Source organism: Nocardioides panacisoli (genome assembly GCF_019448235.1).
Lineage (GTDB): Bacteria > Actinomycetota > Actinomycetes > Propionibacteriales > Nocardioidaceae > Nocardioides > Nocardioides panacisoli_A.
The window spans coordinates 1,609,062-1,627,622 of the sequence record NZ_CP080409.1 but is presented as its reverse complement, the minus strand read 5'-3'; the positions used below and the strand labels follow the sequence as shown (position 1 = coordinate 1,627,622).

Below are 18,561 nucleotides of genomic sequence, written 5' to 3'. Positions count from 1 at the left end.
GAAAGGCGACAGACCTTGACGGCCGAACTCACCGTTGAGTACTGCGGCGAGGAGTTTCCGCTCAGCGGCGACCGCAACTTCACCATCGGCCGCGACGCCGACCTCGTCGTCGACGACAACGCCTACCTGCACCGCCAGCTGGCCGAGCTCTCCTTCGCCGACGGCTTCTGGTGGGTCGCCAACGTCGGGACCCGGCTCTCGCTCACGGTCAGCGGGGAGGCCGGCACGCTGCACGCCGTCCTCGCCCCGGGCGCCCGGGTGCCGATCGTGCTGCCCTCGGTGGCGTTGCTCTTCACCGCGGGCCAGACCACCTACGAGGTCAACGTGAGCTGCGACGTGCCCACCTTCAACGCCGTCCCGCAGTCCGCCGGTCCCGACGGCCTCGACAACACGGACATGACGCTGGGCAGCGTCAACCTCACCTCCAGCCAGTTCCTGATGGTGCTCTCGCTGTGCGAGAACGCGTTGCGGCGCAGCGGCACCGGGCCGACCGACCTGCCGACCAACGCCCAGGCCGCCGACCGGCTCGGCTGGCCGATCACCCGGTTCAACCGCAAGCTCGACAACGTCTGCGACAAGTTCGACCGTGCCGGCGTGCAGGGGCTGCGCGGTGGCCGCGGCAACAACGCCACCCAGCGCCGCGCCCGGCTGGTGGAGTACGCCGTCACCGCCCGCATCGTCCGCCCCGAGCACCTCCCGCTCCTGGACGAGGAGACGGCGCCGTGAGGTGGCGGCCGCGGCTGCCCGGCCGCGCCACCCGTCGCCACCCGCGCCGCCGCACGGCCCAGGCGCTCGCGATCACGCTGGTCGCCGGTGTGCTGACCGTCCTCGCGATCAACCACGACGGTTCGCCGATCAACGACGTCGACCTCAACGACGGCGGCGTGTGGGTCAGCAACCAGAACCTGCAGATGATGGGTCGGCTGAACTCGCAGGTCAAGGAGCTCGACATGGGCATCCTGACCTCGTCGACCAGCGACGACATCTTCCAGCAGGGCGCCAGCGTGCAGGTCTACGACGACGGTGGAGGCAACGCCGAGCGCGCGCTGCGGCTCGCCGACCCGGTCACCGGCACCGCCGAGCCCGTCGATCTCCCCGAGTCCTTCCTCGCCCGGGCCGGCGGCGGCACGGTCGCGATCACCGATCGGGAGACCGGCAGCGTGTGGGTCCGGCGCGCCGACCAGCTCGACTCCTTCACCGAGAACACCCCGCCGGACTTCGAGGTGGCCCCCCGCGGCCAGCTCGTGGTCACCGAGCGCGGCACGGCGCTCGTGGCGGACCGACCCGCCGGCACCGTGACGGCGTACCGCCTCGACGTCTCGGGGGTCCCGCTGGAGGAGGACGTCCACGACTTCGGCACCGAGTTCACCGACGACGTGGCGCTCACCGCGGTCGGCGAGGTCCCGGTCGCCCTGCAGGAGGGCACCCTGCTGCGTGCCGGCGAGGAGCCGGTCCCCGTGGCCGGCGACGGCGCGGTGCTGCAGCAGGTCGGTCCGGCCTCCTCCACCGTGCAGGTCGCCACCGACGAGGCGCTGTGGCAGGGCGAGCTGTCCGGCGGCGGACTCGAGGAGCGCACGGCAGTGCCCGCCGGTGGCCCCGCCGCGGCGCCGGCCGTCGTCGCCGGGTGCGTCCACGCGGCCTGGCTCGCGCCGGGCGAGGACAACTACCAGCGGCAGTGCGGCGACGACGAGCCGTTCACCGACCGCATCGAGCCGTTGAGCCGCGACGGCGAGCTGGTCTTCCGCAGCAACCGCGACGTGGTGGTCATCAACGACGTCGCCACCGGCGGTGCGTGGCTGGTGGAGCAGAACGGCCTGACGCTGGTGGACAACTGGCCCTCGGTCAACCCCAACGCCCGCGACCCCCAGGTGGCCGAGGCCTCCGACGAGAAGTCGAGCTCGAAGCGCAACAAGCCTCCCCAGGCGGTCGACGACACCTTCGGTGGTCGGCCGGGCGCGACCGTGGTGCTGCCGGTCACGCTCAACGACATCGACCCCGACGGTGACGTCCTCACCCTCACCAAGGCGCCGGGATCGACCCGGCAGGCGAGCTTCAGCATCACCGGCGGCGGCACCCAGGTGCAGGCCCGACTCGCACCGAACGTGGAGGGCTCGGTCAGCTTCACCTACGAGATCTCCGACGGTCGGCCGGCCAACCCGCCCTCGGAGGCGAAGGTCACGATCCAGGTGTTCGGGGAGGACGTGGACAAGAAGCCAGCGCTGATCGAGGGCCAGAAGAACGAGCTCACCGTGGCCTCGGGCCACGAGGCGACGACCAACGTGCTGCCGGGCTGGATCGACCCCGAGGGTGACTCCCTGGTCCTCGCCGAGGCGAGCAGCGAGGGAGGCGAGGTCGGGTTCCGGCCCGACGGCACCGTGGACTTCCTCGACGACGGCACCGGCGGGGGACGCAAGACGATCGACTTCGTCGTCCGTGGCGGTGAGGCGACGGCCGAGGGCAGCGTCGAGCTGACCGTGGTCGACCCGGAGAAGGCACGGCCGGAGGTGGTCGCCGACCGGTTCTCCGGCCCGGTCGGCTCCTCGATCCTGCTCGAGCCGCTGGAGAACGACACCGACCCCCTCGGGGGCCAGCTCACCCTGCCGCGCGTGCAGGTCGTGGCCGGTGGCGCGGCGTCGATCGCCAAGGACACCGAGCGCGGCACGGCCACCTTCGAGTCCGACCGGCACGGCACCTACTACCTCGAGTACGAGGCCTCCAGCTCCAACGGGCAGCCGTCGGACACCGAGGTCATCCGGGTCGACGTGCTGCCCCGCAGCGGCAACAACCGGCCCCCGGTGGCCACCCGCGACGTCGCCGCCGTGCAGTCCGACGGCACCGTGCTGGTCGACGTCCTGGCCAACGACGTGGACCCCGACGGCGACGTCATGGTGGTGCAGGGCGTGCGGGTGCCCCCGGAGTGGCAGGACTCCGTGACCGCCTCGCTGATCAACAAGCGCTTCGTGCGCGTGGAGGTCACCGGCGACCTGCAGGACGAGCGTCCCGAGTTCGAGTACCTCGTCTCCGACGGCGAGAGCGACCAGGTGAGCGGTCAGGTGTCGGTCGCGCTGTCGGACAACCTGAAGAACCGTCGACCGGTTGCGCGGGAGGACGTCGTCACCGTCCGTGCCGGCACGATCGTCACCGTCCCGGTGCTCGACAACGACGAGGACCCCGACGGCGACTCGCTCTCGGTCTACCAACAAGACCTCTTCGACGTCGACACCCACACCGAGTGGGTCGCCGACGGCACCGTCCCGATCGTCGCCACCGGCGACGGCATCCGGGTCAAGGTGCCCGACGACGGCACCACCCAGATGCAGGTCGGGTACGGCGTACGCGACCGCGAGCAGGCGCGCGCCGACGCGCGGCTGGTGCTCAACATCAAGCCCGACGACCCGGACAACAACCGTGCGCCCGAGGCGCCGCCCATCGAGGACCGCACGGTCTCGGGACAGCGCATCCGGGTGCCCGTGGACATCTTCGGTGCCGACCCCGACGGCGACCCCGTGGTCTACACGGGGCTGGAGGAGCCGCCACGGTTCGGCCGGATCGTCCGTGCCGGCGCCGGCTGGTTCGAGTACGAGCCCTTCGAGGGAGAGAAGAACACCGGCACCGACCAGTTCAAGGTGCGCGTCAGCGACCCCTACGGTGCGTCGGGCACCGCCGACGTCCGCATCGGCGTGGCGGCCCGCAGCGCGGTCAACCAGGCGCCGGCCGCGCTCGACGACCGGCTGCTGGTCAAGCCCGGCCTCACCATCCAGTACCCCGTCACGCAGAACGACTCCGACCCCGACGGCGACCCGCTGATCCTGGAGGAGGACGAGTTCAGTGCACCCGAGGGCGTGGACGCCCGCATCGTCGACGACTTCGTCGAGATGAAGGTCCCGGCGCTGGGGGAGCAGTCCGAGGTCAGCAAGGGCGCGCTCTACTCGATCACCGACGGCCTCGGCACGTCGTCCTCGGCGCTGCTGACCGTCACTGCCCGCAAGGACGCGCCGGACCATGCGCCGCTCGCCGCCGACGACGTCGTCACCACCGACCAGATGGCCGGCAAGACGGCGGGGGAGACCGTCGACGTCGACGTGCTCGCCAACGACGGTGACCTGGACGGCTCCCGCGACGACCTCGAGCTCGAGGCGGTCGAGACCGACGGCTCCTCGATCGAGGGTCGTCAGTTGCAGGTGGAGCTCCGGCCGGAGGCACGCACGGTGCCCTACAAGATCACCGATGCGACCGGGCAGTCCTCGTTCGGCTTCGTCTACGTCTCCGGCACCGAGAACACCCCGCCGCAGCTCAACACCGCGGCGGTGCCGGTCGAGGTCGTCGCCGGCGAGGAGGAGACGATCGCGCTCGAGGACGTGGTGGTCGTCCGCGACGGCCGCACGCCCAAGGTGGCGCGCACCGACCGCATCACCACCACCAACGGCGACACCCGCACCGAGGGCCTCACCGAGTTGCTCTTCCGTGCGCCGCCGGCCTACCACGGGCCGGCCTCGGTGACCCTGGACGTCATCGACGGCGAGGACCTCAACGACCCGACCGGCCTGACCGCGCAGGTCACGATCCCGATCAACGTGCTGCCGGCGAGCAACGTGGCGCCCGAGGTGCGCTCCACCGAGGTCGTCGTGTACGCCGGCGGTGAGCCCCGCACGGTCGACCTCGACCGCCTGGCGACCGACGTCAACGAGGACGACCTCGACTTCGAGGTCGAGGGAGCCCGCGACGGCGTCGAGGCCGGCATCGAGGACGGCGTCCTCGTCGTCTCCGCAGAGGACGGTGCGCCCAGCGGCGAGCTGGACCTCGAGGTGCGGGCCTCCGACGGCGATGCCGACCCGCAGGTGGGCACCGTGGGCGTCACCGTCATCGGTGTCGACCCCGATGAGGAGGAGGACGAGGAGGAGCAGGAGTCGGCGCCCCCGATGCAGCTGGTGGAGCTGCGCGTCGCCGACGGCGTCGCGGGCGAGCCGGTGACCGTCGACACCGCCGAGGCCGTCGCCTTCGACCCCTACCCGGGCCAGTCCAAGACCGTGACGTTCACCTCGACGGGCACGGCCTCGGGATCGACGATCACCCTGACTCCCGACGGTGCCGGCGAGATCGTGGTGACCTATCGCCTCGACGACGGGTCCGGCGACGCCGCACGCGAGGTCCAGGGCCGCGTGGTCGTGGTCGTCGCCGACGTGCCGGCTGCCCCGCTACCGCCCACGGCGGTCGAGGGTGGGCCGGACTCGGTGCAACTGACCTGGCGGGCGCCCGATGACCAGGGCAGCCCGATCCAGCACTACCTCGTCCGCCGCGTCGGCTCCGGCGACACCACCCGGTGCGTGGCGACCCAGTGCACCATCGAGGGCCTCGATGCGGGCGCCGAGTACCGCTTCACCGTCGCGGCAGTGAACGCGATCGGCGAGGGCGAGCCGAGTGCCGCCTCCGGTCCGGTCACGCCCGACACCGTGCCCGGGACCATGGTGGCGCCCGTGCTGAGCGAGTCCGACTACGAGGACCGCAACGGCAAGCTCCGACTGTCCTGGACCAAGCCGCAGAACGAGGGGTCCGACATCACCAGCTACGAGCTGGAGTCGCAGCCGGCGACCTCGCGCAAGTCGGTCGGTGCCGGGCAGACCCAGGTGACGTGGCAGGGCCTGCAGAACGGCACGTCGTACCGGTTCCGCGTCCGGGCGGTCAACGATCGGGGCGAGGGCGTGTGGTCGCCGTGGTCGGACACCCAGACACCGTTCACCAGGCCGTCGCAGATGTCGCCGCCCACGCTCGAGGCGGCCGGCAACGAGGACGGCAACGGTGAGGGCTACCTCGCCGTGCGCTGGGCCGAGCCCCAGCCGCCGGCCAACGGCCACGACCCGGTGACGTCGTACGAGGTCCAGGTCTTCCGCGACGGTGCGTTGTACCGGACCAAGCCGGCGACCGCGACGAGCACCGACTTCACCGTGCCCAACGGCTCCTCCTACACCGCCACCGTGCGGGCGACCAACCGGGCGGGCTGGAGCGACTGGTCGGGCCAGTCGGCCGCGCAGATCACCTATGACCAGGCATCGGCACCCCGCAACATCACCAAGGTCAACGACTGTGACAACTGCGGCGCGTCGACGTCGGCCTACCGCGGCGTCGTGCGCTTCCAGGCGCCCGCCGACAACGGTGGCTACCCGGTCGTCGCCTACGACTTCCGGACCACCGACGGCGTCACCGGTCGCTGGACCGTCGGCGCGGGTGAGACCACGGTCCAGCGCCGGGTGAACTTCACCTCCATCGGTGCCGGCAAGGACGTGACCATCACCCCGGTCACCCGACCACCGGGCCGCGGGGAGATCGCCGGCGCTGCGGCCCGCGGCGGCAACTTCAGCCCCTACGCCAAGCCGTTCCCGCCGAGCATCTCCTGGATCCAGGGTTACCGCATGGTCGGTGCGACGTGGAGCTGCGACGGCAACGGGCGTCCCGTGCAGGACTTCAACGCCGTCTACACCGGTGCCCAGTCCGGGCAGTCTGTCAACGGCGCCCGGTGCGGGCAGCGCCACACCGAGAGCCCGATCGAGGGCGGTGACTCGCGGTGCTTCAAGTCCTCGATCCGCACCGCGGGCGGCACCTCCACGGTCAACGAGCACGGCTGTCGCCGGGCCGACGATCCCACCGTGGACGTCAGCTTCGTGTCCGGTGCCAACGCCCCGGTGAGCGACTGCGCGCGTCCTTGCTACAACGTGCGCGTCTCCGCCGCCGGCTTCCTCCAGGGCTCCTGGACCATGACGGCACAGACCGGCTCGGGGCCGGGCAGCTGTGGCCCCGGCAACTTCGGCGGGTCCCGCAAGAGCATGGGCATCGGTTCCGACGGCCGCGGTGCCACCACCACCAGCTGGTTCATCTCCGGGAGCTGCAGTGGCACCCGGGTGACGGTGACCATCCAGGGCCGCCACGCCAACTGGTCCGGCTCGAGGAACGTGCCGTGACGACCCCTTCCATGACCGAGGAGCAGCAGTGACCCTGTCCGCCGAACAGACCCAGTGGTTCGCCCAGACCTTCGCGCAACTGGTCGCGAACGTCGAGCGCGCCGTCGTGGGCAAGCACGAGGTCGTGCAGCTCGCCTTCACCGCGCTCGTCGCCGAGGGCCACCTGCTGCTCGAGGACTTCCCCGGCACCGGCAAGACCTCGCTGGCCCGGGCGATGGCCGACACCCTCAAGGGCGAGCACCATCGCATCCAGTTCACCCCGGACCTGCTGCCCAGCGACGTGACCGGCGTGACGATCTTCGACCAGGCGACCCAGCGCTTCGAGTTCCGCCGCGGGCCGATCTTCGCCAACGTGGTCCTCGCCGACGAGATCAACCGCGCCTCGCCCAAGACGCAGTCCGCACTGCTGGAGGTCATGGAGGAGCACCAGGTCACCGTCGACGGCGTGACGCACAAGGTGGGGCGGCCCTTCATGGTGATCGCCACGCAGAACCCGATCGAGCAGGCCGGCACCTACCGCCTGCCGGAGGCGCAACTGGACCGCTTCATGATGAAGTCCTCCATCGGCTACCCCGACCACGGCAGCTCGGTGTCGATCCTGGCCAACCCCAAGGCCGGCCGCCACGGTGGCGGCCTCGACGCCATCATCAGCCCCGAGCACGTGGTGAGCATGGTCGAGCTCGCCGAGGAGGTCCACGCCGACGGCGCGGTCCTGGAGTACGTCGCCACTCTCTGCGAGGAGACGCGCAACGCCACCGACGTGGTGCTCGGGTGCAGCATCCGCGCCGGCCTCGCACTGATGCGTGCCGCTCGCGTGTGGGCCGCGGCCTGTGGCCGCAACTACGTGCTGCCCGACGACATCAAGGTGCTCGCGATCCCCGTGTTGGCCCACCGCATGGTGTTGGACCCGGAGGAGGAGTTCCGCGGCCTCACCAACGAGAAGGTCATCCAGCGCATCCTCGACACCGTGCCGGCACCCCAGGAGCGGCAGCCTGCATGACGTCGACGGTCGCGGAGCAGCGCGGCTCGTGGGGGCGACGCCTCACGGGCCTGCGGCGGCGCGCCGTCGGGCGGATGCTCGACGGCCGTGCGTGGCTCGCTGACCGCACCGAGCGGCCGCGGGCGGCGGTCGCCCCGGTCACGTCGGTGGTCTCGCCCGCAGCGTGGGTCCTGGCGTGCTGCGCGGTCGCATGCCTCTGGGCCGGACTCCGGCTGCACTGGAGCGAGCTCTGGCTCGTTGCCTGCTTCCTGGGGGTCGTGCTGCTCGTGGGCGTCGCCTTCGTCCTCGGCGGCCACCACGTCGCCGCCGAGCTCGACCTCAGTCGCAACCGCGTGGTCGTGGGAGAGCGGGCCACGGGCAGCCTCGTGGTCACCAACACCTCCCGCCGCCGGATCCTGCCGCTGACCATCCAGCTGCCGGTCGGCCCCACCACGGCCGACTTCGACCTGCCCTCGCTGCACGGGGAGGAACGCCACGAGGAACTCTTCGCCATCCCCACCCAGCGGCGCGCCGTCCTCGACCTCGGCCCGGTGCGGGCCGTGCGGGCCGATCCGCTCTGGCTGCTGCGCCGCGACCAGGACCTCACCGAGCCCGACGTGTTGCACGTGCATCCCCGCACGGTGCCGATCGGCAGCTCCTCCTCCGGCTTCATCCGCGACCTCGAGGGCACCACGGTCCGCAAGATCTCCGACCACGACGTCGCGTTCCACGCGCTGCGGGAGTACGTCCCCGGCGACGACCGGCGCTTCATCCACTGGAAGACCAGCGCGCGCACCGGCACGCTCATGGTGCGGCAGTTCGAGGAGACCCGACGGGCGCACCTGATGGTCGTGCTGAGCACCCGGCTCGACGACTACGTCTCGGATGAGGAGTTCGAGCTCGCCGTCTCCGTGGCCGGCTCGCTCGGGGCACAGACCCTCCGCGACGGACACACGCTCTCGGAGATGACCTCCACCGCCCACCTGCGTTCCGAGCACCCCGTGGTCCTCCTCGACCAGCTCTCCGGCGTCGACTACGAGGGTCAGGCGCCCCGCCTGGTCGACACGGTCCGCCGGTTGGGCGGCGAGGTCTCCGGCGCCAGCGTCGCCATCTTCGTCGTCGGCTCGCTGGTCCCCGACGCCGATCTGCGCCGCGCCCGCCGGCAGCTGCCGCTGGACGTGCGCACGATCGTCGTGCGGGCCACCCTCGGCTCCGAGGTGCTGCTGCGCACCATGGCTGACCTCGACACCACCATGCTCGGTGAACTCGACGAGCTGCCACTGCTGATGCGGAGGCTGGCGGGATGAGCCGCGCCGACCTCCGGCTGCGCGTCGCCGACACCGCGTGCCTGGCGCTCGCGCTCGCGATCGCGGTCTCGCCGCTCACCGACGTCTGGGCCGACCGCACGTGGATGGTCACCGTCGCGGTCGGCCTGCTGCTGGCAGTGGGCACCACACTGGTGGCCGAGCGCTACCGGTTGGGACCGGTGCTCACCGGTCTGCTGGTGGCGCTCGGCTACCTGGTCGTGGCGCCGGCTGCGGCCGCCCCGAGCCAGACCGTCGGCGGCGTCGTACCGACCCCCGATGCCGCGCGGACGGTGGTCGTCGGGCTCGTCGAGTCCTGGCGCAGCGTGATCACGCTGCCCCTGCCGCTGGGCGTCGATCGCGGCGAACTCGTGGTGCCCTTCGTCATCGCGCTGGGCGCGGGCGTCCTGGCGACCACCTTCCTGTGGCGGACGCGGTTCCCGGGACTCGCCCACCTCACGGTCGCGGCCGCGTTCCTGGCGGCAGCAGCGTTCGGCAGCAGCGAGGCCGCGCTGCCGCTGGCGCGCGGCCTCCTGCTGGTCGTCGTGCTGGTGCTGTGGAACCGTTGGCGGTCGCTGCGGACGTTGCGCACCTCGTGGGTACGCCGCGTCGCGATGGGTGCCGCCGTGGTCACGGTCGCCGGCCTCGCCGGGTGGGGGCTGGCCACGGCCACCGCGGGCCCTGAGCGGGAGGTGCTGCGCGACCACGTGGAGCCGCCCCTGGCCGAGCTCGACCTCAAGAGCCCGCTCGCCCGCTACCGCCATTACTACAAGGCCCACAAGACCGACGTCCTGTTCCGGTTCGACAACGTCCCCGCGGGTGACCCGCACGTACGGCTCGCCACGATGGACAGCTTCGACGGCCTCGTCTGGAACGTCACCACCTCCGACCTCGCCAGCGGCACCAGCGCCTACCGGCCGGCTCCCAGCGCCCAGGGCGGTGGCTCCCTGCGGGTCACCTCCGAGGAGTACACCGGCACCTGGGTGCCTTCGGTCGGCACCGCGACGGCCGCCACGCTGGACAGCGACGCCGCGCCCGACGTGCCGCGTGAGCTGCTGCTCAACACCGCCACGGGCGGCGTGGCGATGTCGGGGGAGGTGCGACCCGGGGACGAGTTCCTCGTCGACTGGGCGCCCCGGCCCGAGCGCACAAACGCGCTGCTGTCGCGTGACGCCGACCGCTCCGTCCTGGTGCCGGAGTCCTCCTCGCCACCGATCGAGAAGCTGGACCAGCTCGCGCAGCAGTGGGTGGGGCAGTCCGGGGCGTCCTCGGACTTCCAACGGGCCGTGGCGCTCGAACAGGGCTTCCGCGACAACGGCTACTTCAACGACGGGGAGGACCCCGAGCGCTTCGGCTTCTCCGCCTCCGGCCACGGCACCAAGCGGTTGGCCGACCTGGTGCAGGACGAGAAGCGGATGGTCGGCAACGACGAGCAGTACGCCTCCGCGATGGCGTACGCCGCGCAACGCCTCGGCCTCCCGGCCCGGGTCGCGCTCGGGTTCGAGGAGATCAGCGGCACCGGCACCGTGACCGGCGACGACATCGCGGCCTGGGTCGAGATCGCCTTCGCCGACCACGGCTGGGTGCCGTTCGACCCCACGCCGCCCGAGGACCGCACGCCCCCGCCGCTGGACGAGAAGAACAACCCGGTGCCGCAGCCCTACGTGGTCCAGCCGCCGGTCATCCCCGAGGAGCCCGAGGACGTCCAGGGCGTGCCGCCCGAAGGCGCCGGCAAGGACCTCGCTGACGAGCTCTGGGACTGGCTGTTCGACCTGCTGGGCTACCTCTGGATCCTGCTGCAGGTGCTGCTCCTCCTCTCACCGCTGTGGCTGATCGTGCTGATCAAGCGGATCCGCCGTCGGCGCCGCCGCAAGGCGGCCGACCCGCTGGTGCGGCTCAGCGGCGGGTGGCGCGAGATCACCGACCGCGCGAAGGACCTGGGCACGACGATCCCGGTCGGCCACACCCGCAGTGAGAACTGCGCGGTGCTCGTGGGGCGCTTCGGCGAGAGCGCGCCGACCGACCTCGCCGTGACCGCGGACCGGCACACCTTCGGTCCCGGCACGTTGAGCGAGGAGGAGGTCGCGGCGTACTGGGAGGACGTCGGGACGGCGTTGAAGCGGATGCGTCGCGAGGTGCCGCGCTGGCGGCGCTGGTGGGCGGTACTCTCACCGGCGTCGTTGCCGTGGCGCGAGGCCGGACGTGCCGTCCGGCGGGCTCCGCGGCGGTGGACGTCGGCCGTCGTGGGCCGCCTCGGTGGGCTGGCCCGTCGTGGCGGTCGGGACTGAGGGAGGTGCGGGCATGACCGGACAGCAACAGGTCGGCATCGGGACGCGCCTCGCTGCGCGACTGGTGGACGGTGTGGTCGTCGCGCCCCTGCTCGGTGGCGGCTACGCGCTCCTGCTCCTCGCCGACGGACTGCCGGCACTCCTCGGAGTCGCGCTGGTCGTCCTCGCGGTCGCGTTCTCGTTCTACAACCAGGTCGTCCGGGTGGGTCGTCGTGGGCAGAGCATCGGCAAGCAGGTGCTGGGGTTGCGGGTGCAGGACCAGGACACCGGCGCGCCGGTCGGGGTCGGCCGCGCCCTCGGCCGGGACTTCGTGTTCGGGTTGCTCTTCGCCGCGTGCTGGGTCCCCGGACTCGCGAACGTCGTCATCACGGCCCGGGACCTCCGCCGGCAGGGCTGGCACGACAAGGCGGTCCGTTCCGTGGTCGTCGCGACCGGTGACCGCGCGCCGGCCGTGGCGCCCGCCGACCCGGCGACCGGGGCGGCGGCGTACAACCCGTCCGCGCCGCCGGCGGCCCCGGTCTCGGCCCCGCCCCCGCCACCGACCACGGGCGGTCGGCCACAGGAGGAGACGGTGACGCCCGCGGCAAAGGCGACACCGCCGACCGGGATGGTGGTCGGTCCGCCGCCCGGCGTGGTGCCGCCCCCGCCGGAGCCGAGCACGCCGCCGGAGTCGAGCACGCCGGTCGAGCAGACGGTCACCCCTGACGTCGCGGCGACGCCGTCTCCGTCTCCCGCACAGCCCTCGCCGGCGTGGCGGCTGACCACCGCGGCCGGTCCCTCGCACGTCCTCGACGGCCCCCTCCTCGTGGGACGCGACCCCGACCCCGACCTGGTCGCCGGAGCGGCGGCATGGGCACTGGACGACCCCCAGTTGACGATGTCCAAGACCCACGCACTGCTCGGCGTCGAGGACGGCACGGCCTGGGTCGAGGACTGGCATTCGACCAACGGCGTCACCCTGCACCGGGACACCGCCGCCACCGCACTCGAGCCCCACTCGCGGACCACGCTGCGTGAGGGTGACGTCGTCGAGTTCGGTGCCTTCACCGTCACCGTGGAGGTCGACCGATGAGCTCGCCCCACACCCCGATCTGGGAGTTGCCCGACGAGGACGAGCGGGTCGACGGCCTCGACGAGTACGGCGACCCCGACCCGGCGTACGCCGCCGCGTTGGGCCTGCTGCCGGCTCCGCTCGGGCGACGCGCGGGTGCCGCCGCGGTGGACATCGGCCTCTACCTGCTGCTGCAGGTCCCGTACTGGGTGTTCTCGTTGCCGCTGCTGGTCAGCCTGCTCGCCGGACGCATCAGCTGGTACGGGTTCGTGAACCACCCCGACTTCATCCTGGCGGTGGTCATGGCCTCGGTCACGACCGTGCTCACCCTCGCCTTCGTCATCGTGCAGCTGGCCCTCCTGGGGCGGTCGGGTGTCACCCTCGGCAAGGCCGTGACCGGCCTGCGGGCGGTCAACGTCAGGACCCTCGCCAAGCCGGGCTTCTGGCGGGTCGCACTGCGCGGGCTGGTGCTGTGGGGATCGGCGGCCGCGGTGGTCGGGCCGCTGGTCTTCCTGCTGTCCCCGCTCTTCGATCCCCAGCGCCGCGGACGCGGCTGGCACGACGTGATCGGCCAGCTGTGGCTGGTCGACGTCCGGCACGGCCTGCACCCGTACGACAAGAAGCGGATGCGCATCGCCCGCAAGACGGTGACGGCTGCGCCGGCCCCGCAGGCCAAGGCACTCCCGTCGCTCGCGACGGCCACCGAGGCCGGTCACGAGGGGGAGTACCGCCCGGCCGGCCGGACGAGCGCGGGTGTCCTCGGTGTCGCCCGCCCCCACGGCGCCCAGGGACGCACCCGGGTGGGCCTGACGGGGCTGGAGCAGTCCGACACCCCGCCCGCCGGCACCTCCGGCGCCGCACCGGGACGCCCGGTGATCGGTGGCTACCTCTCCTCCCAGTCCGACCGGCCGGCGGCGCCCACCGACGCCGCACCTCCCACGGCACCGTCGTCGGTCCCGTCCCCGCAGCCCCCGGCGTCGCCCGCGCCTCCGGCACCGGAGGCTGGGCAGGCGTCGTCCCCGCCACCCGCGCCACCGGCACCGGGGGCGCGGCGCGACGACGGCACGGCGACGTCGCCGTTGGCCGAGTTCCTCGTGCGTCTGGACACTGGCGACCGGATCGAGATCGCCGAGCCACTGCTGGTCGGGCGGATGCCGGCCGACCGCGAGGGGGCACGAACGGTGGCGATCGACGACGACTCGCTGTCGGTCTCCAAGACACACCTGGTGCTGCGCCCGGCCGAGGACGGCGTGGAGGTCGTGGACCAAGGATCGACCAACGGGACGTCGATCGTCCACGACGGCAAGGAGCGGTCGTTGCCGGTCGGCGAGGCGGGGGTCGCGGTCCCCGGCGACACGATCCGGTTCGGCGACCGGAGCGCTGCGGTGGCGCGCACATGAGTGGCCGGCGTGACCGGCCCGGCCTGACGCAGACACGGTCCGAGGTGAGGTGAGGGATGAAGGTCAAGCTGACGTTGCACCGTGACGGGGTCGAGCCCACGGACGTGATCGTGACCGCCGACTCGACGGCGACCGCGGCCGACGTCGCCCGCCACATCGCCGAGTCGGACCCGGCCCGCACGATCCTCGCGGCCGCCGACGACGTGCTCACCCTCGCCGTGGCGCCGCCGACCGATGACCGTCTCGAGCCGCTGGAGCCGGGGGTGCACATCGGCGAGGCCGCGATCGGTTCGGGCTTCTCGGCCACCGTGGTCAACCTGGGGCCGCGGACGGAGGCCTCGGCGCCGGTGGGCGCGGGCGCCCACCGGGACACGATCGGCGTCCTGCTGGCGGCCGACGGTCCGTTGCGCGGCCAGGAGTTCCCGCTGAGCACCGGCCACGCGACGATCGGCCGCCTGCCCGGCAACGACATCGTGCTCGACGACCCGATGGTGTCCAAGACCCACGCCCGCATCGAGGTGAGCAGTTCGGTCGAGCTGGTCGACCTCAACTCCGCCAACGGCGTACTCGTCGACGGTGCTCCGGTGCAGCGCGTCCGCGTCGCGCCCGGCAAGTCCTTCGTCATCGGCGGCACGACGCTGGTGCTCTACCTCGCCCGCGACTTCGACGGCGTCGACGACCCGGTCCTCGAACGTGGCGGCGGCCTGCTGTTCAACCGCAGCCCGCGGGTCGACGTGCGCTACCCGGGCATCGCCCACCCGCCACCGCGCATGCCGACCGAGGCGATCGGCAAGCTCTTCCCGTGGACGATGCTCGTCGCACCGATCATCATGGCGGCCGCGATCTACGCCATCACCGGCCGCGAGCGTGCGCTGTTGCTGATCTTCATGACGCCCATGATGGCGATGGGCAACTTCATCAACCAACGCACCCAGACCGCCAACAAGAAGAACCACGAGATCGAGCTCTTCGAGCGGCAGTTCGAGTACCTCGAGGAGACGCTCTTCCGGGCCAAGCCGGAGGAGGAGCAGGCGCGCAACGACGAGGTCCCGCCCGTCGCGGAGGTCTACGAGCACGCGATGCGGCTGGGCCCGATGCTGTGGACGCGCCGCCCCGAGCACTGGAACTACTTGGCGTTGCGCCTCGGCACGACCCGTGCCGTCTCACGCAACTCCATCGCCGAGCAGGACACCCAGGACGGCCTGCCCGAGTACATCGAGCGGCTCGACCGCCTCCGGGCGCGCTACCGCTACGTCGACGGCGTCCCGCTGCTGGAGTCGCTGCGCGCGGTCGGGTCGGTCGGCGTGGCAGGACCGACGGGCCCGGCTTCGGATGCGATGCGCGGGCTCGCGGTCCAACTCTTCGGCCTCCACGCACCCAACGAGGTCGTCAGCGTCGCCTTCGCCGACAGCGACTGGGCGGGCGAGCTGGAGTGGATCAAGTGGCTGCCCCACACGACCAGCGAGACGAGCCCCTTCAAGGACCTGCCGCTGGCCGACTCCGCGCCCACGGCCAACGCGCTGCTCAGTGCGCTGGAGGAGTACGTCCTCCGCGCCGGTCGCGCCCCCGAGCAGCGGGGTCCGTTCGCGGAACGCTGGAACCCCATGCAGTACGGCACCGACGTGCACCGTGCGGGGGAGGAGACCTCGACCCGGGAGCAGGTCTCGGTCATCGTCTTCGTCACCAACGACGCGCCGGTCGACCGACCGCGGCTGACCCAGGTGCTCGAGCGGGGGGCCGACGTGGGGGTCCACGCGGTCTTCCTGTCGCCGACGGTCGAGTCGCTGCCGGCGGCGTGCCGCAGCTTCATGGACGTCACCGCGGGCCTGGACGACACTGCGGTGGGGTTGGTCCGCAACGGCTCCTTCCACGCGCACGTCGCGGTCGAGGGCGTCTCCAACGCCTACATGCACACCTTCGCCAAGCGCATGGCGCCCGTCGTGGACGCCAGCACCGTGGTGCACGACGCCTCCGACATCCCGAACTCGGTCATGTTCCTGTCGCTGGTCGGTCAGGAGGTCGCCGAGGAGCCCGACTCGGTCGTGGAGCGGTGGCAGCAGAACAACACCATCATCGACCGCAGTGCCGCGGACCGTCCGCAGCTGAAGAAGGCGGGCAACCTCCGCGCGATCATCGGACAGGGCGCGAGCGACGCGATGACCCTCGATCTCCGCGCACAGGGCCCGCACGCGTTGGTCGGCGGCACGACGGGTGCCGGCAAGTCCGAGTTCCTCCAGGCCTGGGTGCTGGGCATCGCCTCCGCGCACAGCCCGGACCGCGTCACCTTCCTCTTCGTCGACTACAAGGGGGGCTCGGCCTTCGCCGACTGCGTCGACCTGCCCCACTGCGTCGGCCTGGTCACCGACCTCAGCCCGCACCTGGTACGTCGGGCGCTGACCAGCCTGCGGGCCGAGCTCCACTACCGGGAGCACCTGTTCAACCGCAAGAAGGCCAAGGACCTGCTGGAGCTGGAGAAGCGGCAGGACCCGGAGTGTCCGCCGGCCCTGGTGCTGGTGATCGACGAGTTCGCTGCGCTCGCCGGTGAGGTCCCCGAGTTCGTCGACGGGGTGGTCGACATCGCCCAGCGTGGTCGCTCGCTGGGGATCCACCTGATCATGGCGACGCAGCGACCGGCCGGTGTCATCAAGGACAACCTGCGCGCCAACACCAACCTGCGGGTCGCGCTGCGCATGGCCGACGAGTCCGACTCGCGCGACGTCGTCGACGACCCGGTGGCCGCGACGTTCCCGGCCACGTTGCCGGGCCGGGGCATCGCCAAGACCGGCCCGGGACGCCTGACGCCCTTCCAGTCGGCGTACGCCGGCGGGTGGACCCGCGACGACGAGGTCGTCACCGCGGAGGTGAAGGTCGCCGAGCTCCGGTTCGGGTCCACGGTGGAGTGGGAGCCCGAACGGGCGCCGGAGTCCGACGCCCACGAGGAGGACCTCGGCCCCAACGACCAGAAGCGCGTGGTCACCACGCTCATCCGCGCAGCGGACTCCGCCGGCCTGCCCACGCCCCGTCGGCCGTGGCTCGACGACCTCTCCCCGGTGGTGGACCTGCAGGACCTGCCGGGGGAGGGCGACGGTCGCATCCTGCTCGGCCTGGCCGACGTCCCCGAGCGGCAGCAGCAGAACGCGACGTACTTCGTGCCCGATCGTGACGGTTCGCTGTTGGTGTTCGGCACGTCCGGATCGGGCAAGTCGACGGTGCTGAAGACCATCGCGACGGCCGCGGGCATGCGGCCCGACCTCGGTACGGCGGAGGTCTACGGCCTCGACTTCGCCTCCGGCGCGCTGGGCGCGGTCGAGCGGCTCCCGCACGTCGGGTCGATCATCGACGGTGACGACGCCGAGCGACTGCAGCGGCTCTTCCGCACCATCGGTCGGGAGATGGACGCGCGAGCGGAGGCCTTCGCCGGCGCGAGCGCCGCCAACCTGACCGAGTACCGCGAGCTGGTGGATCCCAAGCTGCCCCGCATCATCCTGCTCATCGACAACTACCCGGAGTTCAAGAACGAGTGGGAGATCAACTCCGCGCGGGCGCCGTACTACCAGGCGTTCATGCGGATCCTGGGCGAGGGACGGCCCTTGGGCGTGCATGCGGTCATCACTGCCGACCGGGGCGGCGCGGTGCCGACGGCGGTCGCGGCGAACATCTCGCGTCGCGTGGTGCTACGGCTGGCCGACCAGAACCAGTACACCCTGCTCGGCGCGCCCAAGGACGTCCTGGACGACCAGTCGGCGCCGGGACGTGCGGTGATCGACAAGCACGAGGTGCAGCTGGCCGTGTTGGGGGGCACCGCGAACGTCGCCGAGCAGTCACGGGCACTGGCTGCCCTCGCCGCCGAGCTGCGGGAGAGCGGCGTGCCCGACGTCGCCGAGATCGGGTCCCTGCCGACGCGGATCGACTGCGCCGAGCTGCCCGGGGACGTCGGCGGCCTGCCCGTGTTCGGCATCGCCGAGGACACCCTGGCGCCGAGCGGGTTCGACCCGATCGGCTCCTTCGTCGTCACCGGGCCACCGCAGTCGGGCAAGACGAACGCACTGCGTGCGCTGGTGATCGCCGTGGAGCGCCACGACCCCGACGTGAAGCTGTTCCACTTCGGCAGCCGCCGCTCGCAGCTCGCCGGCTTCCGCGACTGGGTGCGCAGTGCGACGAGGCCCGAGGAGGAGAAGGAGCTCGCCACCGAGCTCGCCGAGATCATCGCCGACGAGGCGACGCCGGGTCGGATCATGGTGGTCGTCGAGGACGTACCGCACCTCGCCGACGGCCCCGCCGACCGCGCGATGCGCGCGTTGCTGCAGGCGATCGACAACAGCGAGCACCTGCTGGTCGGCGAGGCGGACATCACCCGCGCCGGCAGCAGTGCCGGCGTACTCGGTGCCTGGAAGGCGGGGCGACAGGGCATCGCACTGAAGCCGGACACCCACGACGGGGACACGCTGTTCAAGGTGCCCTTCGGCCGCATGAAGCGCACCGACCACCCCGACGGGCGCGGGATCTTCGTGCAGGCCGGACGAGCGGTGACCATGCAGGTGCCGATGGCCCCCTACTAGGCCCTCGGGCATGGGGAGTGCTCCCCA

Annotated in this window: 8 protein-coding genes; all 8 read left to right on the top strand. The window is 72.0% G+C overall.

Annotated features, from left to right (window positions below; all coding sequences use genetic code 11):
• The first annotated feature begins 15 nt into the window (after positions 1-15).
• From KUV85_RS07965 to KUV85_RS07930, 8 genes are read left to right on the top strand one after another with little or no spacing between them, the layout of a single operon-like run.
• Positions 16-726, top strand: a complete 711-nt coding sequence (locus KUV85_RS07965) for an FHA domain-containing protein (protein ID WP_219962674.1) — start codon at positions 16-18, stop codon at positions 724-726.
• Entirely contained in the window at positions 723-6,953 is a 6,231-nt protein-coding gene (locus KUV85_RS07960) for a fibronectin type III domain-containing protein (protein ID WP_219962673.1), read from the top strand. The genes KUV85_RS07965 and KUV85_RS07960 overlap by 4 nt, the downstream gene beginning before the upstream one ends.
• A 28-nt stretch (positions 6,954-6,981) precedes the next feature.
• Entirely contained in the window at positions 6,982-7,953 is a 972-nt protein-coding gene (locus tag KUV85_RS07955) for an AAA family ATPase (protein WP_219962672.1), read from the top strand.
• Complete coding sequence (locus KUV85_RS07950) at positions 7,950-9,239, top strand: DUF58 domain-containing protein (protein ID WP_219962671.1); 1,290 nt, start codon at positions 7,950-7,952, stop codon at positions 9,237-9,239. Before KUV85_RS07955 ends, KUV85_RS07950 begins: the two co-directional genes overlap by 4 nt.
• A complete protein-coding gene (locus tag KUV85_RS07945; protein WP_219962670.1) occupies positions 9,236-11,524 on the top strand; it encodes a transglutaminase-like domain-containing protein in 2,289 nt (762 codons plus the stop codon). Before KUV85_RS07950 ends, KUV85_RS07945 begins: the two co-directional genes overlap by 4 nt.
• Before the next feature lie 13 nt (positions 11,525-11,537).
• Positions 11,538-12,596, top strand: coding sequence for an RDD family protein (locus tag KUV85_RS07940; protein WP_219962669.1), 1,059 nt, complete (start codon positions 11,538-11,540; stop codon positions 12,594-12,596).
• Complete coding sequence (locus KUV85_RS07935) at positions 12,593-13,975, top strand: RDD family protein (RefSeq protein ID WP_219962668.1); 1,383 nt, start codon at positions 12,593-12,595, stop codon at positions 13,973-13,975. Before KUV85_RS07940 ends, KUV85_RS07935 begins: the two co-directional genes overlap by 4 nt.
• 56 nt (positions 13,976-14,031) lie before the next feature.
• On the top strand, positions 14,032-18,534 hold the full coding sequence (locus KUV85_RS07930; protein WP_219962667.1) for an FtsK/SpoIIIE domain-containing protein: 4,503 nt from the start codon (positions 14,032-14,034) through the stop codon (positions 18,532-18,534).
• Positions 18,535-18,561: the final 27 nt, after the last annotated feature.